Source organism: Rhodococcus sp. JVH1, assembly GCF_000280725.2.
Taxonomy (GTDB): Bacteria; Actinomycetota; Actinomycetes; order Mycobacteriales; family Mycobacteriaceae; genus Rhodococcus_F; species Rhodococcus_F jostii_A.
Window position 1 is genome coordinate 5771708 of sequence record NZ_CP166289.1, and the last position, 20414, is coordinate 5792121.

A 20414-nucleotide genomic window follows, 5' to 3' on the forward strand; every position below is an offset into this window, starting at 1 on the left:
TGGCCGTCATGCCACGGGGATTCCCGAACTTCGGGTTTGTAAACCGACCGGCTAGCACTCTGTCACAGGACAGGTTGCACAGGCCTGCCGGTGTTGCGTTCTAATACCAGCGCCGCCTGCCGCCGACCGCACGCCCGGTGGCGCCGAGAATCCACAGGATCGCGCCGATCACCAGGAGGATGATGCCGATGGTCCACAGCCAGGTGAGGCCGGTGAGCCATCCGATCAGGAGCAAGATCAGTCCGAGCACGATCATGACGTTCCTCGATTCTTCATCCCACCGGGGCGAGGGGAGCGTCCGATCCCGGACCCTCCCGCACCCCGTCGACTCCTGCGCCCATTGCGTAGGTCAGATGCCCGCCGAGCGCGCCGCCGACGCCGATCGCGAGTAGTCCCGCGGTGCTCGTGACGACAGCGCGTGCGTCCGTTCCGTGCCTGCGGCGAAGGTAGGACGCGAGCATGGCCGTGATGCCGATGGCGTTGGCCTCGGCGTGGATCAGGCCGACGCGGCGCTGACGCGTATCGCGTTCGGACCAGTCCGCCCAGCCGGTCACCAACGTCGGGGGAGTGGCGAGCAGTCCCAGGCCGATCAGCCTGCGTGCGCCGACGTGATCGCGGAACGCCAGATCGAAGACGGTCGCGCCGACCCACGCACCGATGGGGAGGCTGACGAGAACGGGATGCACGGGGTGCCCGAGCCAGGATCCGCGCAACACCGCACCCGCGCCGGACGAACCGAGCGCCCCCTGGATCCGCTGTTGCAGGAACCGGCTGCCGCCGTCGAGGAACCCGGCGGATTCCGCCTTCCGGAACAGGCTCTCGAGGTTCATGACTCCCGGTTACCCAGGGCGGCGCGAAGAAAACCGGCCTGCCTTGTCGTCGATGCAGGTCGGGCGTAGCGTCGGGACCACGTTCTCGAAGGTGAGGTGAGTGCCGTGAAACTCAATCTCTTCGCTGCTTGGGTCAGCTTCGCTCTCGTGTTGTTGTCGGTGGTCTGTCTCGGCGGGTTCCTCGTCGCCGCAGGCTCGGGGCAGGGCGGCTGGGCGGTGATCTCCGGATCTCTGTGCGTCGTCGCGCTGGCCGGAGCGATGGCGCTGTACGGAGGAGCCGTGCGTCACGATCACAGGCTGCACCACGAAACGCCGCACCTCTTCTGACGGCGGCATTTCCGGAAGGGCTCAGGAGTCCGCGAGCCTCCGCTTCTCCGCGTCGATGTCGAAAGTGGCGGGCGGCCAGTCGAGGTCCAGCTTCTCCAGGGCATCGATCAGCAGCTCGGTGACCGCGATGCGGCTGTACCACTTGCGGTCGCACGGAACCACGTACCACGGCGCGTAATCGGTCGACGTCTCGTCGAGCATCGCCTGATACGCGTCCTGGTACGCGGGCCAGAGCTTGCGCTCGTCGACGTCCGAGGGGTTGTACTTCCAGTACTTGTCCCGGCGTTCCAACCGTTCGCGCAGCCGCGACTTCTGTTCGTCGAGTGAGACGAACATCGCGACCTTCACCAGCGTCGTGCCGCCGGCGACGAGTTCCTTTTCGAATTGGTTGATCTCGTCGTAGCGGCCGCTCCAGATTTCCGCGGGCACGAGATCGTGAACCCGGACCACCAGCACGTCCTCGTAGTGCGACCGGTCGAACACGCCGAGTTGCCCGCCGCGGGGCAGGGCGTTGTCGATCCGCCACAGGAAGTGGTGGCGCTTCTCCTCGGGTGTGGGCACGCCGAACGACGCGTGATCCACGCCCTGCGGATCCACGTGCCCGATGACGTGACGGACCATCCCGCCTTTGCCCGCGGTGTCCATGCCCTGGAGCACGAGGAGCACCGACCGGCCGTCGCCGGATCGTCCGTTGGCGTAGAGCTTCTCCTGGAGGGACGACAGCACCGCACCGCGTTCCTCGAGCAGCGCGACCCCGTCCGACTTGTCGCCGACGAACCCGGGTGTGCTCCCACAATCGAGTTCGGCGATCCGCTGGCCCGGACGCGATCGCAGGGCCTCGATCGCCGGCGTCTTCCACACTCCGCGTGCCTTGTCTGCCATGTACAAACAGTGCCACAGGAGCGTTACATGGAGTCGTGGGCGGCGAGGTGCACCGGTGTCGTGTCCTGGTGATCGGGACGGGATTTTCCGGTCTGGGCACGGCCATCCAACTCCGCAAGCGGGGACGCGACGACTTCATCCTGCTGGAGAAGGCGCGGGAGGTCGGCGGCACCTGGCGGGAGAACACGTACCCGGGTTGTGCGTGTGACGTGCCCTCGCACCTGTACTCGTTCTCGTTCGAGCCGAACCCGGACTGGACGCGGATGTGGTCGGGACAGGAGGAGATCTTCGACTATCTGCGCGGCCTGGCCGACAAGTACGATCTGCGGCGCAACATTCATTTCGGCCGCACGATGACGGGCGGGCACTGGGACGCCGAACGGCGACGGTGGCACGTCCACACCGAGTCGGGCGACGAGTACGTCGCCCAGTTCGTCGTGTCCGGGATCGGCGCCCTCCACATCCCGAACGTCCCGGATCTGCCCGGCGCCGACACCTTCGAGGGAACGGAGTTCCACTCGGCGCGGTGGAACCACGACTACGACCTGCGGGGCAAGAAAGTCGCGGTGATCGGTACGGGCGCCAGCGCCGTCCAGTTCGTTCCCGAGATCGTGGGCGACGTCGCCGAGCTGCACCTGTATCAGCGGACGCCACCCTGGGTGATACCCGGCCTGAACTTCGGCATTCCGCCGGAGGCGCGGCGCCTCTTCGGCCGGGTCCCGCTGGCCCGTCGAATGGTGCGTGCCGCGGTCTACTGGACCTACGAATCGCTCGCGCTCGGGTTCAACGGGCACTCCCGCCTGATGCGGCCGATCGAGAGCGTGGCGCGCAAGAACCTGAACAGGACCGTCGCCGACCCCGAACTCCGCAGGAAGCTGACCCCGTCCTATCGCATCGGTTGCAAGCGGATCCTGGGGTCGGACGTGTACTACCCGGCGCTGATCTCACCGAAGACGGTCGTGATCACCGAGGGCATCGCGGAGGTGCGCCCGCACAGCATCGTCGCGGGCGACGGGGCGGAGCGGGTGGTGGACGCGATCATCTACGCCACCGGATTCCACGTCACCGACGGTTTCGACAATGTCGAGCTCACCGGGGTCGGGGGCCGGCGCCTCGCCGACGAGTGGGAGGAACACGGGATCCGCACCCACCTCGGTATCACCGTCGCGGGTTACCCCAACGCGTTCTTCCTCTTCGGCCCCAACACCGGGCTCGGTCACAATTCGGTGGTCTTCATGATCGAGTCGCAGATTCGTTATGCACTGGAACTCATGGATCTCGTCGACCGGCGCGGCGCCGATTCCGCGGCCGTCCGGCCCGCGGTGCAGAGCGGCTTCAACGCCGACATCCAACGGAAACTGGCAAGGGGCGTGTGGTCCACCGGCGGGTGCGTGAGCTGGTACCTGGACTCGCACGGCGTCAACCGCACTATCTGGCCGGGTTCGACCGTGCGCTACTGGCAACGGACGCGGTCGGTCGAACCGGCGGACTTCGAGTTCACACCCGGCTGAACGGCGGGGGCGTCACTCCGTCGACGAGATGGCTTCCCCAGAGGTCCACCCCGGTGATCCGGGCGGTGGCCGTGCCATCCGGGCCCGTGATCTGCAGTTCGGTGCCCGCGGACAGGTCGGCATCGGCGCCGAGGACGTCGGTCAGGGTGCGGACGCGGCCGTGCCAGACGTACCGACCGCTGATGGGTTCGAAGTTTCCCGCCAACTGGACCTGCACGGTCACGGCGGGACGATCGCCGACGACGACGTCGGCGGGGCCGCGGTAGCCCTCTTCTTCCTCGTGTTCGTTCACACAGGCAAGTTTACCTGTAACTGTTAGTTACACAAGAAACGTTCGGCGCTAGTCGGCCTCGGCCGCAGGCGGGCGCAGCGGGTGCGGGATCGCGTTGAATCGCGCGGGCGAGCCGTTGACGGCGGCGATACCGGTGACGCCACCCCAGGTCATCATCGTCAGGTAGTTGATCAGATCCTCGACCGACATGGACCGGTTGGAGATCCACCAGTGCGTCGCCAACTGCACACCGCCGACGATTCCGTACGCCCAGGGGACGGCGCCGCCGGAGTCCATTTCCATCTGCCGCAGCCGCTCGCCGAGAACGGTGGAGAGCACCTCCGCGATCATCCGTTCCGAGTCCGCGACCGTTTCGCGGCCCGGGCCGGAGCCGTTGGCCATGATGTACAGGTAGACGTCGGGATCCGACGCCACCGTCTCGACGTACGCCGTGATGGTGGCGCGGGTGAGCTCGAAGTCGTCGAGGTCTCCGCCGATCGCCTCGTAGATCCGCGGGGCGAGCGTGGTTTCCACGTAGCGCGCCATGGTCGCGTTCGTCAGATCGCTCTTGTCCGCGAAATAGCGGTACAGCACCGTCTTGGAGACACCGATCTCGGAGGCGATCTCGTCCATGCCGATGTCCCGTCCACGCAGGCGGATGGCGGCGATCGTTCCGTCGACGAGTTCTTCTCGGCGTGCGATCTTGTGCTCACGCCAGCGGCGCTTGCGCCCATCGGGCTTTGCTGCCTTGTCCAGCTTCGTCATCGACTCGGTCACCTGCTCAGGATCCTTCACGCCGTCGTTCGCCACTGACTCTCTTCACATCCGTTTCGTGTCGCGATCTCCTGTCAGCTTAGTGCTCGGGTCTTGTCGCTCGGCACAACGCCGCCTGTGCGGGCGCGGCTCCGGCGGCTGGGCTGCCGCCTCCGTGCCGACCTTGGGCACAATGGCGTCTGTGGACCAATTGAGCCTTTCCGCCTTCGACGACGACGCGAAGCGCCGCGATCTCCGCAAGATGAAGGCTGTCGCGACGGGCTTCCTCGTGTTCGCCACCGTGGTCTATCTCGTGTGCAGGTGGCAGGAATCGCGGGGCGCGGGGGCGTGGGTCGGCTACGTGCGGGCCGCGTCGGAGGCAGGCATGGTCGGTGCGCTGGCCGACTGGTTCGCGGTGACGGCCCTGTTCCGGCATCCGCTGGGGTTGCCGATCCCGCACACCGCGATCATCAAGCGCAAGAAGGACCAGCTGGGGGCGAGCCTCGGCAACTTCGTCGGCCAGAACTTCCTCGCCCCCGAGGTGGTGTCCGCCAAGGTCGAGGCCGCGGAGATCCCGCTGCGGCTGGGCAGGTGGATGGCGCAGCCCAAGCACGCCGCGCGCGTCGCTGCCGAGACGGCCACCATCCTGCGCGGCTTCGTCGAGATCCTGCGCGACGAGGACGTGCAGCAGATCATCGACAGCACGCTGGTGCGCAGGCTGGCCGAGCCCCAGTGGGGGCCGCCGATCGGGCGCGTGCTCGGCGAACTCCTGCGCGAGAACCGGCAGCTGCCGATCCTGGATCTGCTCGCCGAGCGGGCGCACCAGTGGGCGCTCGGGAGTCAGGAGACCATCGACCGGATCGTCAGCCGCGATTCGCCCGCCTGGTCGCCCAAGTTCGTCGACGCCATGCTCGGCGAGAAGATCCACCGCGAGCTCGTCGAATTCACCTGGAAGGTGCGATCCAACCCGGAGCACGAGGTGCGGCAGGCGGCCAACCGCTTCCTCGTCGACTTCGCCGACGACCTGCAGAACGACCCCGCGACCATGGAGAAGGCCGAGAAGATCAAGGCCGAGATCATGGGGCGCGAGGAGGTGACCGGTCTCGCCGCGGCGACGTGGACGGTCGCCAAGCGCCTGATCATGGAATCCGTCGACGACCCGAACAGCACGCTGCGCACGAAGGTCGCGGAGAACGTCGTGCGCTTCGGCGAGCGGCTGCGCGACGACCACGAGCTGAGGGTCAAGGTCGACGGGTGGGTGCTCGCCGGCACGCGCTACGTCGTGGTCCATTACACCGACGAGATCACCGCGATCATCTCCGACACCGTCGAGCGCTGGGACGCCGAGGAGGCGTCCAAGAAGATCGAGCTGCAGGTGGGACGGGACCTCCAGTTCATCCGCATCAACGGCACCGTCGTCGGGTCGATCGCGGGTCTGCTGATCTACACGTTCTCGACGTTGCTGTTCGGCTGACAATCGCCTCGACGGAGGGTCCGCTAGCTGGGTGCTAACAGAGTGCTTGCAATTGCTAGCACCCTGCTTTAGGCTTGGTTCTGCCCAGCAACACGGAGGACTGATGGCAAGCGATGATCGCGACGCAGCCGGTGCAGGAGATCTGGCAGCTCGCGTAGTCAGCAACGCCGCTCACGACATCGGAGGTTTCATTCGTGCCCAGCGCGAAGCAGCTCAGGTGTCGATGCGGCAGCTGGCGCAGCTGGCCGGTGTCAGTAATCCGTATCTGAGTCAGATCGAGCGTGGGTTGCGCAAGCCCTCGGCCGAGGTGCTTGGGCAGATAGCCAAGGGTCTCCGGGTGTCTTCGGAGGTCCTGTACGTCCAGGCGGGTTACCTCGAGCAGCGGCCACACGGTCCCCTCCGTGACGCTCTGCTCGCGGATACGGCCATTACCGAGCGGCAGAAGCAAGTGCTGCTCGAGATCTACGAGTCGTTCTGTCGTGAGAACGAATCGGCGGAAGCGGCCGAATCCCGGACGTCCGAGCTTCGGACAGAAGAACACCAGCGTTCTGATTCCCAGACGCCGGAACCAGAACCCCCCACCGTTGAACAGGAGAAAGCCGATGACTGACCAGAAGACCATCGACAGCGTCAAGACCTCGCTGTACGCGGCCGTAGGCGCCGGAGACGTCGTCGTGCAGGCCGTGGCCGACGTCGTCGCCCAGGTCCGCTCGCGCGCCGAGTCCACCCAGGGTGACGTCGAAGAGCGTGTCGGCGGCGCCAAGGAGCGCATCGCCGGACTCCAGGAAGAGGTCACCGAGGGTGTCGAGAACCTTCGCGACCGCCTCGCCGGACTGCCGTCCGAGCTGCCCGAGGAGCTTGCCGAGCTGCGTGAGAAATTCACCGCCGACGAGCTGCGCAAGGTTGCCGAGGCCTACCTGAAGGTCGCCTCCGACCTGTACACGTCGCTCGCCGAGCGCGGCGAGGACACCGTCGAGCGCATCCGCAAGCAGCCGGTCGTCGAGGAGGGCATCGGCCGCGCCGAGACCGCCTTCGGTGACGCCGTCGAGCTGACCGAGGAAGCTCTCGGCACCGTTGCACGCCAGACGCGCGCCGTCGGCGAGCAGGCCGCAAAGCTCGCGGGCCGCGCTTCGGGTCGCATCTCCGACACCGCCGAGGGACTCGGCGAGGCCATCGCCGACGCCGGCGACGAGGCTGCCCTGAAGGTTCTCGACCTGGGCGACCAGGCCGAGGAAGCGTCGAAGGACGCTGCCGATCGCGTCACCGCCACCGCGGCCGACGTCCAGGCTCGCGCCGACAAGGCTGCCCCGGCCAAGCACGCCGCTCCCGCGAAGAAGGCTGCTCCGGCCAAGGCTGCGGCAACCCCGGCCCCGGCCCCGGCCAAGAAGGCCGCCGCTCCGGCCAAGAAGGCTGCTCCGGCCAAGAAGGCTTGATCCTTCACGCTTTTCGGCCCCCGCACGTTCGGTGCGGGGGCCGTTTGCGTGTCGACCTCGTAGGATGGGGCTGTGATTCAAGTTGACGGCGTCGTCTCGGTGATCTTGTTGGTGATTCGTATCGTCGCCCTGGGCGGTGCTGCATACGCACTGTTCCACGCGGCTCGCCAGCGCAAAGACGCGTTCACCGCCGTGGACAAGTTGAGCAAGCCGATCTGGCTGAGCATTCTCGCCGTCGCATTCCTCGTCCTCCTGCTGTTCCCTGCCGTCCAGTTGTTCGGCATCGTCGCGGTCGTCGCAGTGTGCGTCTATCTCGTGGACGTGCGCCCGCGCGTCGACGACGTGCAGCGCGGGCCTCGCTGGTAGCCGCTCCCACCCCATGAGCATGTGAAGACGTGGACCTCTCGCGCCCATACGATGACAATGGGCATTGTGACAATGCTATTGTGGTGACACGGCTACCGAGGAGCTGACATGTCCGTCGTCCACCCACGTGACTCAGCGAGCGATGCCCACCCGGCTGCGGGACTCGTCGGCGGCCCGTCCCGGCTGCTGCTCCGACGGGCGCACATCGTCTGATGAAGGAATACCGGATCGACGACCTCGCACGCGAGGCGCGGGTGAGTGTGCGGAACGTGCGCGTCTACCAGGACCGCGGACTGCTCCCGCCGCCACGGAAGCAGGGGCGCACCGGGTGGTACAACGAATCGCACCTCGCCCGCCTGCACCTGATCGGGCGCATGCTCGATCGCGGCTACACGTTCGCCACCATCAGCGAACTCCTCACGGCTGCGCACTACGGACTCCAGGTCAAGGACGTTCTGGAGACCGACGACCCGGGCAGCCGGTGGAAGAAGCGCAGGCGAGCGGCCCGCCTCACGATCGCCGAGCTGAAACGCATGTTCGGTGCGCAGACCACCGAGGCCAACATCGCCAAGGGCACCGAACTCGGTGTGCTCGTTCCCGCCGGAGACGACTACTCGGTGAACGATCCGCGACTGGTCGAGGCGGCGCAGGTCCTCGTCGACGCCGGCATCCCGCTCGAGGCCGTCCTCGAACAGACCGCGGCGGTGCGACGAGACCTCTCGGACGTCGCCGCGCGGTTCGTCGCCGTCGTCGCGGACCGCTACCTCGCCGCCGAGGGCGAGCCGCTCGAACTCGACGAGGCGAAGGTCTCGGAGATCGCGCGGCTCGTCGACCAGATGCGTCCCCTCGCACACGACGCCGTCCAGTCGCTGTTCGAAGAGGCGATGGAGGAACAGATCTCCAAGGCACTCGAACGGGCGGCCCGGCAACTCGGTGAGACACCGGGCCCGGCGACGAGCACAGACACCAACAGAGCAAGTTAGACAGGACAGGGGCAGGAATGACCAGCAGTTCGCGCACCATCGCCTTCCGGGCACTCGCCGGCGCAGCCGGAGTGGGTGCCGTCGTCGCCGCGGCAACAGCGATCCGCCACAAGCGCGCCACCCGCGGGTTGACGTTGTCGACCGAGGTCGCGCCGAACGAGCTGCTGCGCACCCCGAACCTGCGCCCGGACGTGACGGAGATCCTCACCGACGACGGAGCGACGCTGTACGTCCGCGCCTACGGTCCGGTGGACGGCGATCCCATCGTGCTGAGCCATGGCTGGACCTGTTCCACCGAATACTGGTACCCGCAGGTGAACGCGCTGGGGGACGAGTACCGGGTCATCACCTACGACCAGCGTGGGCACGGCCGCAGCACGGTCGGCTCGCTCCCGCTCGGCCCGGACGTCCTCGCCGACGACCTGTCGGAGGTGTTGAAGGCGACGGTGCGTGACGACAAGAAGGCCGTGCTCGTCGGTCACAGCATGGGTGGCATGAGCATCATGGCGTGGGCAGGCCGGCACCCCGACGAGGTGAAGAAGTACGCGTCGGCAGTTCTGCTCGCCAGCACCGCCTGCGATCGGCTCATCGCCGAGACCACCGTCATCCCGCTCCCGAACCGTTTTCCGCGCGTGCCGGTTCCAGTCGGCCGTGCCGTCCTGAGCACCCCGGTTCCGTTGGTGTCGTCGCCGGTGATGACGCGCGCACTCCAGTACGTGTCGATGTCGCCGAACGCCTCCCGCGCCGAAGTCCAGTTCTGCGAGAACATCGTTCGGGACTGCAAGCCGCGCATCCGCGGCGGCTGGGGCGCCGCGCTCAGCGGCCTCGACATCCACGAGGCTCTCGACAACCTCGACGTCCCGACCACGGTGCTCGTCGGCTCCATGGACCGACTGACCCCGCCGGTCCACGCCCGCAAGCTCGCTCGCGTCCTGGACGAGGCCGGTCACCTCGAGCGGCTCATCGTCCTGCCCGGCGTCGGCCACATGAGTTCCGTCGAGAGCATCGACGAGTTCGACAAGGAGATCGTCCGGCTCCGCAATCTCTGATCCGACAGTTTCATACGGATTGTTCAGGCTCACACGCAATAGCCTGTGAGCCTGAACAATTCGTCGGAATCTACTGGTTGGCGACCACACCGAAGCGGCGCAGCGACAGCGCCGGGTTCTTGGCGCGGACCTCTGCGATGCGCTCGGGGGAGACGGTGCCGATCGCGATCCCGACCCGTTCACCGAGGGACGCGATCACCACCCCCATGGGATCCACGATCATCGACGCACCCGAACCGGCCGGGGCGCTCTGATCGGCCGCGGCGACGTAGATGGTGTTCTCGATGGCCCGGGCGCGGACCAGCGTGGTCCAGTGGTCTTCCTTGAGCGGGCCGGGCACCCACTCGGCGGGCAGGACCAGGACGTCCGCGCCCGTGTCGACGATGCGCCGGGTGACCTCCGGGAACCGCAGGTCGTAACACGTCTGCATGCCGAAGGTGACGCCGTCGACGGTGAACGTCTCGGGTTCGCCGATCGAGCCGGCCTGCACGAAGTCCGACTCCTTGTAACCGAATGCGTCGTACAGGTGCAGCTTCCGATACGCGGCGGCGATACTGCCGTCGGGGGCGACCGCGAGGAGGGTGTTGAAGATGCGGCGCTCGCCCGGGATCGCTTCGTTGATCCCCGCGACGAGGGTCAGCCGGTGCCGGGCGGCGATCTCGCGGAGCCCGGTGACGAACTCGCCGTCGAGGGATTCCGCGGAGTCCACGAACCGCTCGTCCATCGTCGGGACCGTGAACATCGCGTATTCGGGTGCTGCAAGTACCCGGGCGCCGCCTGCCGCCGCCTCCTCGGCGAACTTCGCGATCCGGCCGAGGTTGTCCTGCTTGTCCGAACCCGGTGCGAATTGTGCGATTGCGATGTCGACCATGTCAGTGCCTTTCCGAAGTGACGGGTGCGGGCATCCGTTCGATCTTGCCGAGCACCACGGTGTAACAGAAGATTCCGCCGATCAAGACCGCTCCGGTCGCGAGGAAGGCCCCCGCGAACGAGCCCGTGGAGTCGACCACCATGCCGGTCACGATGGGCGCCGCGATCCCGAGGAGATTGGCGACGAAGTTGACTATTCCGCCGAGCGATCCGGTGTACCCCTGCGGGGCGATCAGGGCGACGATGCTGGAACCGGCGGGAACGGACACGGCCAGTCCGGCTGCGCCGATCGACAGGAAGATCAGCGCGACGGCGATCGATCCCGCGTACGCTGCGCCCGTCACCGCGAGGGACGCGAGCAGGCTGACCACCAGCACGGTTCGGCGTACCTTGGTGACGTCGCCGGTCCGAGCCAGCCATCGGTCCATCAGGATGCCCGCGATGAGGAACTGCGCGATGACGGCGACGAGCCACGGAATCATCGTGTAGATGCCGCCCTTGAGCAGGTTCACCCCGAACTGCTTCTCCAGATAGGCCGGCAGCCAGGTGAGCAGGACGTAATAGGCGTAGGTGTACGACGCGTAGCCGAGCGCCAGGCCCCATGTCTTGCGCCGGCGCAGCAGGTAACCCAGTCCGTTGAGCGACCCGGCCGTCTCGGCGTCTTCGTCCTCCGCGCCGCCGGCCCGGATGAAGTCGAACTCCGCCTGGCTGAGGCGGCCCTTGGCGAGAGCCTGTTTCGGGGTGAGGTAGAGCAGCCACCACACGGCCAGGTAGCCGACGGACAGGATGCCGGTGAAGATGAACGCCGCGTGCCAGCTGAACGTGGTGACGAGGAATGCCATGATCGGGATGCCGATCACGTTGGAGATCTTCGCGCACCCGTCGAAGATGGCCGTGGCGGTGCCACGCTCCTGCCGGGGGAACCACTGACCGATGGCCTTCCAGCCCGCGGGCACGGTCGGCGCCTCGCCGACGCCGAGGACCAGACGGGCGACGAGCAGCATGCCGAGACCACCCGCGGCGGCGGACGCGAACGAGGCGACCGCCCACAGGAACGCCGCCGCCCGGTTGACCCACCGGACGCCGATCTTGTCGATGAACGATCCGATCGGCATCTGGAGCATCGCGTACGTCCAGAGGAATGCCGAGGACACCATGCCCATCTGCGACGCACTGATCTCGAAGTCGCGCATGATCTCCGGGGCGGCGATCGAGAGGTTGACGCGGTCGATGTAGTTGACGAACATTCCGACGCCGAGAACGCCGGCGATGGTCCACCGGGCACGGCCCACCTTGGGGTGGGCCGCCGCTTCTGCGCTGTCGGGGGATACCGGTCCCGACGTCTGGGTCGTCATCGTGACTCCCTGATCTGCTTGATCTGCTCGAACGGTGCCGCAAATCCTGCGGCGAGTGCGCCGTGCTGCATGATCAGCGCCATCTGGTCGGCCCCGTGCTGCACCGCGAACTCCTTCTCTTCGACGCTCCATGCCGGGAGCACCCAGGGCTTGCCCGCCTCGGCGGCGGCCGTGGCCACCGCGGCGAGGTCGGTGAAGTCACCCTCTTCGCGTGAGTATGCCCCGCGTTCGCGGCGGAGGGAGAGGTCGGACGGTCCGACGAACACGCCGTCGACGGTGTCGAGTGCCAGGATCTCGGCGATGTTCTCGATCGCTCCGGCGTCCTCGATCATCGGGTAGCACCGGGTGAACGTGTCCTGCTCCGTGACCCACTCGTCGGTGAAACCGCCGTAGTTGGTGGTGCGGCCGCCCGCGAAACTCCGGTCGCCGAGTGGCGGGAATTTCGCGAATGCCGTGACTTCCTTTGCGTGAGCGGCATTCTCGATGTGGGGGATGACGACAGCCGTCGCGCCGAAGTCCAGCGCCTGCTGGATGGGCCCGCGTTCGGGTCCGAGCACCTTGGCCAGGACCTCCATGCCGAGGCTGCGCAGGAACGGGATGAACCGTTCGAGATCTGCGAGGTCGAAGGATCCGTGCTCGATGTCGAGGACCACGGCGCCGTAGCCGATGCCGCGCGCGATCTCCGCTGCGGCGAAGCTCGGGTCGGACAGCCAGATCGCGTAACGCCGATCGGCGGGGGTGCTGTACATGCTGGTGGTCTCCTTTTTCGGGGGTCACTTGCCGGAAGCGGGTGGCTCTCGGCGGTCACTGCGCTGTGACCGCTCCCACATTCGCTCTGTATATGTCATGTATACACAGAGAATACTTGGTGTGTCCATAGCTTGTATGATCAATTTGTTACGAGTCCGTCAATCCGATGGACCGTTCAACGAAGGGATCGAGATGTCGGCATCGACGCTCGCCGGGCCCGCCGGTGAATCCGGACCGGCACGAGATCGGGTCTACGTCTGGCTGCGGGACGAGATCATCCGCGGGTCCATCGAAGGCGGCCGATTCCTCGACGAGCTCTGGGTCTCCGGGACGATGGGAGTCTCACGCACCCCGGTGCGAGAAGCGTTTCACCGGCTCGCCGCCGAACGGTTCATCACGCTGCTTCCGCGCAAGGGTGCGCAGGTGCGCACGGTCACCGGTCGCGAACTCGAAGAGGTCTACCAGACCCGGCTGCTGATCGAAGGCCACGCGGTGTCCACCCTGTGCGCGCGGGGAGTCGGCGCACCCGCGCACATGGTCGATCTGATCGAGCCGATGGAAGCCGCGGGCCGCGAACAGGACTGGTTCGCGGTGTCCGGCCTCGACCGCGAATTCCACCTGACCATGGTCAGCGCAGCGCAGAACTCGGTGCTCACCGAACTCTACGATTCGCTGCGGTCGCGGCAGCAACGCGTCGCCGTCCGCGCGCTGAACGTCGGACCCCAGCGGCTCGACACCATCAACGCGCAGCACCGGGCGCTCGTCGCCGCACTCGACGCCGTCGACGCCGACCAGGCGCTGGAGATTCTCACCGCCCACCTGCGGCCAGTCCCGGAGGTGCTGGCGTTGCTGCCGTCCCAGTAGCGGGACGACGAATCTAGCTGAACACCACCGTCTTACGGCCGTGGACGAGGACGCGGTCCTCGAGATGCCAGCGCAGACCGCGGGACAGCACGAGCTTTTCGATGTCGCGACCCTGCCGGACCATGTCCGCGACCTCGTCGGCGTGGTCGACGCGGATCACGTCCTGCTCGATGATGGGGCCCGCATCGAGTTCGGCCGTCACGTAGTGGCAGGTGGCGCCGATCAGCTTCACACCGCGGGCGAATGCCTGGTGGTACGGGCGGGCGCCGACGAAGGACGGCAGGAAGCTGTGGTGGATGTTGATCGCCCGGCCGGCCCAGTGCTCGCACAGTTCCGAGGGCAGCACCTGCATGAAACGCGCCAGCACGACGGCATCGGGGTCGTGGGCGTCGACCAGTTCACGCACCTGCTCGAACGCGGGTCCGCGTTCGGCGGGATCCTTCGGGAACGGGACGTGATGGAAGTCGATGCCGTGCTGCCTGGTGACGGTTTCCAGGTCGCGGTGGTTGCCGATCACTGCACAGATGTCGGCGGGCAACTCGCCTCCGGCCGCGCGCCCGAGCAGGTCGTGGAGGCAGTGCGCCTCCTTGCTCACCAACAGCACCACCCGCTTGCGCTCACCTGTGTCGGACACGGTCCATTCGGTCTCGGGGCCGAGTTCGGCGGCGACGGCCGCGAAGCGCTCCCGGAGTTCCTCGATCGACATGTCGACCGAGGATGCGCGCACAGCCTGCCGGGTGAAGAACCAGCCGGTGTCGGCGTCGGCGTGGTACGCCGCCTCGACGATCCAGCCGCCGACCTCGGCGAGGAACGTCGAGATCCGGGCGACGATGCCGGTGCGGTCGGGGCAGCCGAGAGAAAGAACGTACCGGTGGTCCTCGGTCGAAGCAGCGCTCATGGGCAACAGTCTTTCAGGTCGGGCTCCGGCCGTTCACCACGGCGGTGCCGACGAGGGTGCCGGCGTCGATGTCGTGAATCGCGCGTTCGGTGAGCAGCTGCAGGAGATCGAGACGAATCTGCTCGACCGTCCCGGCATCGAACGGGGCGAGCGCGCGACGGAAGTTCCCACCCAGGACGAGGTCCCAGGCGAACTCGGGGGTGGCGGGAATGATGTTGGACAGCTCCCGTACCTCGGTCGAGTGCGCGCCCAGCTCGCCCAGCCACTGGTGGAGCGCGTCCGGGGTGTCGATGCGTTCGAGTGGATCGAACGGCGACCCGGCCGGTTCGGGCTCGGGTTCCCGGTGCCGGGCCACGGCGTCCTGGAACGCGCTCGCGAAGTCGCGCAACGCGCCCCGCCGCCACACCGTGATCCCGACCTTGCCGCCCGGCCGGACGAGGCCGGCGAGCCGGGTGAACGCGGCATCCATGTGGGGCAGGAAGAACACGCCGTACGAGCAGGCGAGCGCGTCGTAACCCGCCTCCGGGACGGTGCTCGGCGGCTCCCAGGTGGTGGCGTCCGCGCAGACGAACTCGATGTTCTGCAATCCGCGCTCCGACGCCTTCACCCGCCCCTGCTCGAGCAATTCGTCGGCCAGGTCGACGCCGTGGACGAGGCCCGACGGACCCACGGCGGTGGCTGCGGGGAGCGCCGAAGACCCTGCGCCGCAGCACACGTCGAGGACGGCGTCGCCGGGACGCAGCCCGAGCTGGAAGGCGAGTGACTGCCCGGCCGGCGTCCACACGGCCGTCGTCAGCCGGTCGAACTCCAGCCGCGCCTCGTCGAAGATCGATCCCGGATCACTCATACGGCGATGCTAGGCCGTGCCGCAAGCCCTGGAAGCCATTGTGCGAAGCTCACAGGTATGTCCGACGTTGCACTGACCCGCTCCCAGGTGGCCGACCTCGTCGACCACACGCTCCTCAAGCCCGAGGCCACCACCGACGACGTGACGGCGCTGATTGCCGAGGCGCGCTCGCTCGGTGTGCTCGCCGTCTGCGTGTCGCCGTCGATGCTGCCGGTCAAGGCGCCGGGTCTGGTGACTGCGGCGGTGGTCGGGTTCCCGTCGGGCAAGCACCACTCGCTGGTCAAGGGGGCCGAGGCCCGGCTCGCCGTGGACCAGGGCGCGCAGGAGATCGACATGGTGATCGACATCGGGGCCGCCGTGGCCGGCGACTTCAACGCGGTGCTGGCCGACGTCCTCACCGTCCGCGAGGCAGTCGGCGACCACACGGTCCTGAAGGTGATCCTCGAGACCGCCGCGCTCAGCGACGAGGCGATCGTGGAAGCGTGCCGGGCCGCCGAGCGGGCCGGGGCGAACTTCGTGAAGACGTCCACCGGATTCCATCCTGCCGGGGGAGCGACCGTGGAGGCGGTGCGGCTGATGGCGCAGACCGTCGGCGGGCGGATCGGCGTGAAGGCGAGCGGCGGGATCCGCACCGCACAGGCCGCGCTCGACATGATCGCGGCCGGTGCGACGCGGCTGGGACTGTCGGGTACCCGTGCCGTCCTGGACGGGCTGCCCGACTGACCCGACGGTCGATCAGACCAGGAGGCCGCAGCTGCTCTGCTGTTCCTGCTGCTGTTGCTGGCTGCCGGCGGCAGGCATCGTGTAGGCGCCACCCTCGAGGGTGATCTCGATGGCGTCGTCGGTGACCTTCAACGACGTCGGCTGCATGCCCAGCGGGTAGGTCTGCAGGCTCGAGGTCAGGGTCTGGACGACCCCGTCCACCAGGTCGGTGGGAAGACCGAAACCGAGGATCTCCGCACCCACCGTCTCCACCTTCACGGTCCCGTTCACGACCTCCGGTTTGACGGTCAGGTCCGCGAGCCCGGCCGGGCCGACGGAGAACCTCAGGGTTCCCGCGCTCGAATCGGCTGTGACACCGCTGATGAGCGAGCCGAATGCCTGCTGCTGCAGCGTCGCGAGGATTCCCGCGGTGGACCAGGTGATGTCCGCGTCGGAACTGCCGATGGTGCCGCTGCTGTCCGCGGTGTTCTCGATCCGGATGTCGTTGACCTGAGCGTGCACCTGCATTCCCTGGGCGGGGCCGAACTTGGTGTCGTCGCTGTCGATGGTGATGTACGGGACGTTCTTGTCGACCGACTGGAGCAGGACCGGCTTCCAGCTCAGCCCCACGTCCACCTGCGAGCCGAGTTGGCTCTCGAACTGGTCTGCCATGCAGGTCTTCACTCTGTTGCGCACGTAGAGTTCGCCGCCGACGAGGACGGCCACGAGCGCGGCGATGACGACAAGAGAGATGACGAGCACACGGTTACTTCGGGGTGCGGAGTTCGTTCGGGCTGCCATTACACGGATTCTTCCCGACAACTCTGAACAAATTCTGTGAATGCGCCCGCGGCGGGTCGCCGAGATCCGCAGAAATTGTGATGCGTGCCACAAACGCCCAGTAATCTAGGGGAATGTCCGGATGGTTGGCTCCACGTCCCGGTGACCCGGAGCGCGAAGGTGTCGGTGAAGAGCTGACACGCGTCGCGACGGCTCAGGCGGGTTTCTTCACCACTGCGCAGGTGCTGCGCCTCGGTTTCGCCTCCGACGAGATCGATGAGCGCGTCGCCGACGGCTCGTGGGTCAAGGTCGAGCGAGATCTGTTCCGCTTGAAGGATTGCCCGCACTCCGATCTCGAGGAGTTCGCGAAGTGGTGCACCTGGTTCGGTGCCGCCGCCGCGGTCTCCCACCAGAGTGCCGCCGAACTTCACGGCCTCGGGCATCTGTACCCGCGGTTCATCCACCTCTCGACGGTGCTGTCACCGCCTTCGCCGACGCAGCAGCTGGCGCTGCACCGGCGTTCGCTCCGCCCGGAGGACTGCGAGCAGGTCGGCCCCCTGCGAATCACCACGCCGCTGTGCACGGCACTCGACCTCGCCGCGAGCGGCATCTCGCAGGAACTGCTCGACGAGGTGGTCGCCGACGGCGTTGCGATCGGGCGACTGAATGCGCGCGCATTGCACGGGGAGTGCGGATCCCTGCCGGCGCAGGTGGCGCAGCGCGTCGAACACGCACTGGCCACCTGCACCTGACGGATCACCGCTCCGGGATCAGAACGGCCACTCGCCGTTCCGGGTGCCCTCCAGGAGCGGGATCATCGAGAATCCCGCGTCCGACAGTCCGCCGAACGTGTGGCGGTTCGCGGACCCCGTCGGCCCGTGTCCGTGGCGGTAGCCCGCCACGTTCCACGTGTACACGGGGACGTCGGCCGGGACGTGCCGCGTCGGATCGCCCCACGCCGCCTGCTCGTCGGTGACGATGACGACGCGATCGTGGTCGCGGTAGTGCTTGCGCACCGCCGACGCCGTGTCCGTGCCGCCCAGGTCCCCGAAACTGTCGACGACCCTCAGCGCCGGCTGGTGCTTGAACGGCACGAACCGGCTGTCCGAGCCGAACTCGACCAGGTTGGCCCGCTCGGCGCGCGCCGCCAGTACGGTGCCGAACACCGCGGCCGCGTCCGCCCGCGTCAGTTCCGACCGCGCCGAGACGCGGCTGTAGAACATCGATCCGGACCGGTCGACGAGCACCAGGGTGCGGCCGGGCAGCGAGGGGACCGCCGACAGCGAAGCCCCGAGTGCACGCTCGAGTGCATGTCCCCACCGCAGGCTCGGCGCGTTCCGGTAGGCCGCGAGGAACCGCATCGGGAGCTGCCGCGACTTCGCGACCTCCCCCGGATCAGCGATCCGGGCCGCTACCTGTTCCGCGACGTGGTCGGGGATTCCGGCCTCGTCGAAGTTCCTCAGGTTGCGAAGAAGCGCCATGTATCCCATGGACGGGATCACCGCCTGCCACGCCGCCGCATCCATCGGTCCCTGCAGCCAGCCGGCGAGCGACTCCCACGTCATGCCGGCCGCGGACAGCCGCTCCGGGGTCCGGAGGACGGCACGCCGGTCCTCCGGCGGGAGTGCCGCCAGCGCCGCCCGTTCCGTGAGCATCCGCAGGCCGGTGGGGATCGTGTTCTCGCGTCCCTGCCGGCGGTCGATCGCGTGCCGGAACAGCTCGCCCTGCCACGTCGCCGACGGCGACGCGTGGGTGAGCTCGAGGACGTCGCCGAAGCGGACGTCCCTCGAGTCGGAATCCCACTTCAGCAGTGAGCGTTCCGAGTACAGGCGGACAGCGGCATCGGCGACACCGCGCTTGACCGGCTTCGGGATCGAACGACCGTGGCGCGCAATCCAGTAGGCGAGGATCTCACCCGGCTCGTCGGCCCGATCCAGCGCCGACGAGATCACGGCGCGGTTGCCGCCGTGCAGACCGGCGCCCAGCCGGGCCCGGACGAACTCGGCCGCGGCCACCACCGACGCCGAACGCAGATGTGCGTCGCGGCGCAGCCACCCGATCAGGCGGGCGGTCCACTCCGGGTCCGACAGCGTGACCTCGTGGACGAGCTCGACGAACCGGCCGTCACGGTCCGGAGCCGACTCGTAGAACGTGTGCTCACCCACCATGTTGGTGACGGCGAGGAGGAACAGCTCGCTCTTCGCGTCGTGGGCGTAGCCGCTGCCGCCCTCGAACGTGCGGCCGGCCGGTTGCGTTTCCGACGTGACGGGGCTCTGTACCTTGGTGCGGCGCAGCGTCTTCAGGTTTAACTTGCTCATGGGTGTTCCTCCTTCCGGGAGGTGTCGGTGCTCGTGGAGTGCGCGCCACCCGAGATCGAGGCGACGACGGGGTGCGGAGTCGAACCGCGTGCTTGCGCACTTCGCCAGAGAAGTATCCGTCGTCTACGCACCGGGTGGCGCGCACACATGTCGTGCCGAGTTCGGAGTCGGCGGAGGCACGGACGCGCTCTACCACTGAGCTACAGGGACCTGCGTCCCTGACCGGATTCGAACCGGCGACCACGCGATCCACAGTCGAAGTAGTCCTCGCCTGCGCACCGGCACAACATGTTTCGTGACGTGACTCTACGGCGCGCTGCGGGGGATGTCGCGTGAATTAATTCGTGCCGGAACCGGGCGCCACCAGGTGCCACGGAACGGTGAGGATGTTGTCGCGGAGCCGGCGGCGCTGGGGCTGCACGGGAAGTCCCTGCGCGCGCAGCAGTTCGAGGGCGGCCCGCCACCGCACCCGCGGTCCGAACGAGCCGTGCGGCGCCGCGGTGGCCCACGCACGATCCGCTGCCGCGAGGAGGGCGTGGACCGGTTCACCCGGGACGTTGCGATGGATCAGCGCCTTGGGTAGCCGTTCGGCGATGTCCGACGGCTTCTCCACGGCGAACGGATCCCACGCCAGCGTCAGCGACAGCGGGCGGGTGGCGTCGAGCAGCACCCACGCGCAGCGGCGGCCCAACTCGTCACATGTGCCGTCGACGATCAGCCCGCCCGGTGCGAGCCCGGACTGCATCCGCGCCCAGGCAGGCCCGACCGCATCCTCGGGATACTGCCGCAGCACGTTGAACGCGCGGACCAGGACGGGTCGCAGTCCGGAGAGCTCGAACCCGCCGCGGGCGAAACTCACTCCGTTCCTGCTCTCGACCACACGCTCGGGATCGATCTCGAGCCCGACCACCCGGCGGTCGCCGCGCACGGCGGTCAACCGGTCGGCGAGCTCGAACGTGGTGTGCGGCCGTGCGCCGTACCCGAGGTCGACGACGAGCGGGTCGGCGGACGCGTGCAGCGTGCGGCGCACCAGCGCGTCGTGGACGAGCCAGCGGTCGCTGCGTCGCAGCCGATTGATGCCTGTCGTACCCCGGGTGATGACACCGTGAGGCCGCTTCAGCGTCGCTGAAGTCATGGGAAATCCGTGCGGT

Annotated in this window: 24 protein-coding genes; 11 read left to right on the forward strand and 13 right to left on the reverse strand. The window is 67.7% G+C overall.

Annotated elements, in window-relative coordinates:
• Positions 1–100 precede the first annotated feature (100 nt).
• Positions 101–256, reverse strand: a complete 156-nt coding sequence (locus JVH1_RS26710) for a DUF6131 family protein (protein ID WP_005251863.1) — start codon at positions 254–256, stop codon at positions 101–103.
• Positions 257–272: 16 nt separating this feature from the next.
• Complete coding sequence (locus tag JVH1_RS26715; RefSeq protein ID WP_009474787.1) at positions 273–830, reverse strand: DUF2231 domain-containing protein; 558 nt, start codon at positions 828–830, stop codon at positions 273–275.
• A 96-nt stretch (positions 831–926) separates the two neighbouring features.
• On the opposite strand from JVH1_RS26715, the gene JVH1_RS26720 reads away from it, so the two are divergent.
• The gene (locus JVH1_RS26720) at positions 927–1157 is read left to right on the forward strand and encodes a hypothetical protein (RefSeq protein WP_016882734.1); all 231 of its coding nucleotides are present in this window, start codon (positions 927–929) and stop codon (positions 1155–1157) included.
• A gap of 21 nt (positions 1158–1178) precedes the next feature.
• Here JVH1_RS26720 and JVH1_RS26725 read toward each other — a convergent pair whose 3' ends face one another.
• Complete coding sequence (locus JVH1_RS26725) at positions 1179–2039, reverse strand: polyphosphate kinase 2 family protein (protein ID WP_009474785.1); 861 nt, start codon at positions 2037–2039, stop codon at positions 1179–1181.
• A 35-nt stretch (positions 2040–2074) separates the two neighbouring features.
• Here JVH1_RS26725 and JVH1_RS26730 point away from each other — a divergent pair, with 35 nt between their 5' ends.
• Positions 2075–3550: an NAD(P)/FAD-dependent oxidoreductase gene (locus tag JVH1_RS26730; protein ID WP_009474784.1), complete on the forward strand. Its 1476-nt coding sequence runs from the start codon at positions 2075–2077 to the stop codon at positions 3548–3550.
• Here the strand turns inward: JVH1_RS26730 and JVH1_RS26735 are convergent.
• Complete coding sequence (locus tag JVH1_RS26735; protein WP_009474783.1) at positions 3537–3842, reverse strand: DUF4873 domain-containing protein; 306 nt, start codon at positions 3840–3842, stop codon at positions 3537–3539. The two genes, JVH1_RS26730 and JVH1_RS26735, sit on opposite strands and share 14 nt — an antisense overlap.
• A 48-nt stretch (positions 3843–3890) precedes the next feature.
• Entirely contained in the window at positions 3891–4631 is a 741-nt protein-coding gene (locus JVH1_RS26740) for a TetR/AcrR family transcriptional regulator (RefSeq protein ID WP_009474782.1), read from the reverse strand.
• A gap of 145 nt (positions 4632–4776) precedes the next feature.
• Here JVH1_RS26740 and JVH1_RS26745 point away from each other — a divergent pair, with 145 nt between their 5' ends.
• The 6 genes from JVH1_RS26745 to JVH1_RS26770 all read left to right on the forward strand — a co-directional run bounded on the left by JVH1_RS26745 (position 4777) and on the right by JVH1_RS26770 (position 9879).
• The gene (locus tag JVH1_RS26745; protein ID WP_009474781.1) at positions 4777–6048 is read left to right on the forward strand and encodes a DUF445 domain-containing protein; all 1272 of its coding nucleotides are present in this window, start codon (positions 4777–4779) and stop codon (positions 6046–6048) included.
• A gap of 103 nt (positions 6049–6151) precedes the next feature.
• Positions 6152–6658, forward strand: a complete 507-nt coding sequence (locus JVH1_RS26750; protein ID WP_005261063.1) for a helix-turn-helix domain-containing protein — start codon at positions 6152–6154, stop codon at positions 6656–6658.
• Complete coding sequence (gene tadA, locus JVH1_RS26755) at positions 6651–7481, forward strand: major lipid droplet protein TadA (RefSeq protein WP_005261062.1); 831 nt, start codon at positions 6651–6653, stop codon at positions 7479–7481. Before JVH1_RS26750 ends, tadA begins: the two co-directional genes overlap by 8 nt.
• Before the next feature lie 72 nt (positions 7482–7553).
• Positions 7554–7847 carry a DUF2516 family protein gene (locus JVH1_RS26760; RefSeq protein WP_005251878.1) on the forward strand — a complete coding sequence of 98 codons (294 nt, stop codon included), beginning with the start codon at positions 7554–7556 and terminating at the stop codon, positions 7845–7847.
• A gap of 212 nt (positions 7848–8059) precedes the next feature.
• Positions 8060–8830: a MerR family transcriptional regulator gene (locus JVH1_RS26765; protein WP_009474780.1), complete on the forward strand. Its 771-nt coding sequence runs from the start codon at positions 8060–8062 to the stop codon at positions 8828–8830.
• Between the two features lie 17 nt (positions 8831–8847).
• Positions 8848–9879: an alpha/beta fold hydrolase gene (locus JVH1_RS26770; RefSeq protein ID WP_009474779.1), complete on the forward strand. Its 1032-nt coding sequence runs from the start codon at positions 8848–8850 to the stop codon at positions 9877–9879.
• A 70-nt stretch (positions 9880–9949) separates the two neighbouring features.
• Here the strand turns inward: JVH1_RS26770 and JVH1_RS26775 are convergent, their stop codons facing one another.
• Genes JVH1_RS26775 through JVH1_RS26785 form a run of 3 tightly spaced genes read right to left on the reverse strand, consistent with a single transcriptional unit; the run spans position 9950 to position 12853 of the window.
• Positions 9950–10750, reverse strand: coding sequence for a carbon-nitrogen hydrolase family protein (locus JVH1_RS26775; RefSeq protein ID WP_009474778.1), 801 nt, complete (start codon positions 10748–10750; stop codon positions 9950–9952).
• A 1-nt stretch (position 10751) separates the two neighbouring features.
• On the reverse strand, positions 10752–12104 hold the full coding sequence (locus JVH1_RS26780; RefSeq protein WP_009474777.1) for an MFS transporter: 1353 nt from the start codon (positions 12102–12104) through the stop codon (positions 10752–10754).
• Entirely contained in the window at positions 12101–12853 is a 753-nt protein-coding gene (locus JVH1_RS26785) for an HpcH/HpaI aldolase/citrate lyase family protein (protein WP_009474776.1), read from the reverse strand. Before JVH1_RS26785 ends, JVH1_RS26780 begins: the two co-directional genes overlap by 4 nt.
• Positions 12854–13046: 193 nt before the next feature.
• On the opposite strand from JVH1_RS26785, the gene JVH1_RS26790 reads away from it, so the two are divergent.
• Positions 13047–13718 carry a GntR family transcriptional regulator gene (locus JVH1_RS26790; RefSeq protein ID WP_041812366.1) on the forward strand — a complete coding sequence of 224 codons (672 nt, stop codon included), beginning with the start codon at positions 13047–13049 and terminating at the stop codon, positions 13716–13718.
• Positions 13719–13731: 13 nt separating this feature from the next.
• Here JVH1_RS26790 and purU read toward each other — a convergent pair whose 3' ends face one another.
• Together purU and JVH1_RS26800 are read right to left on the reverse strand one after the other, a co-directional pair.
• The gene (gene purU / locus JVH1_RS26795) at positions 13732–14616 is read right to left on the reverse strand and encodes a formyltetrahydrofolate deformylase (RefSeq protein WP_009474774.1); all 885 of its coding nucleotides are present in this window, start codon (positions 14614–14616) and stop codon (positions 13732–13734) included.
• 13 nt (positions 14617–14629) lie between these two features.
• Positions 14630–15463, reverse strand: coding sequence for a class I SAM-dependent methyltransferase (locus JVH1_RS26800; RefSeq protein WP_009474773.1), 834 nt, complete (start codon positions 15461–15463; stop codon positions 14630–14632).
• A gap of 57 nt (positions 15464–15520) precedes the next feature.
• Between JVH1_RS26800 and deoC the strand changes: the two genes are divergently transcribed.
• The gene (gene deoC / locus JVH1_RS26805) at positions 15521–16186 is read left to right on the forward strand and encodes a deoxyribose-phosphate aldolase (RefSeq protein WP_009474772.1); all 666 of its coding nucleotides are present in this window, start codon (positions 15521–15523) and stop codon (positions 16184–16186) included.
• Between the two features lie 12 nt (positions 16187–16198).
• Here the strand turns inward: deoC and JVH1_RS26810 are convergent, their stop codons facing one another.
• Positions 16199–16966, reverse strand: coding sequence for a DUF2993 domain-containing protein (locus tag JVH1_RS26810; RefSeq protein ID WP_016882743.1), 768 nt, complete (start codon positions 16964–16966; stop codon positions 16199–16201).
• A gap of 113 nt (positions 16967–17079) precedes the next feature.
• On the opposite strand from JVH1_RS26810, the gene JVH1_RS26815 reads away from it, so the two are divergent.
• Entirely contained in the window at positions 17080–17697 is a 618-nt protein-coding gene (locus tag JVH1_RS26815) for a hypothetical protein (RefSeq protein WP_009474770.1), read from the forward strand.
• An 18-nt stretch (positions 17698–17715) separates the two neighbouring features.
• Here the strand turns inward: JVH1_RS26815 and JVH1_RS26820 are convergent, their stop codons facing one another.
• Together JVH1_RS26820 and JVH1_RS26825 are read right to left on the reverse strand one after the other, a co-directional pair.
• Positions 17716–19263: a TROVE domain-containing protein gene (locus JVH1_RS26820; RefSeq protein WP_009474769.1), complete on the reverse strand. Its 1548-nt coding sequence runs from the start codon at positions 19261–19263 to the stop codon at positions 17716–17718.
• A 337-nt stretch (positions 19264–19600) separates the two neighbouring features.
• Complete coding sequence (locus JVH1_RS26825) at positions 19601–20398, reverse strand: hypothetical protein (RefSeq protein WP_009474768.1); 798 nt, start codon at positions 20396–20398, stop codon at positions 19601–19603.
• Positions 20399–20414: the final 16 nt, after the last annotated feature.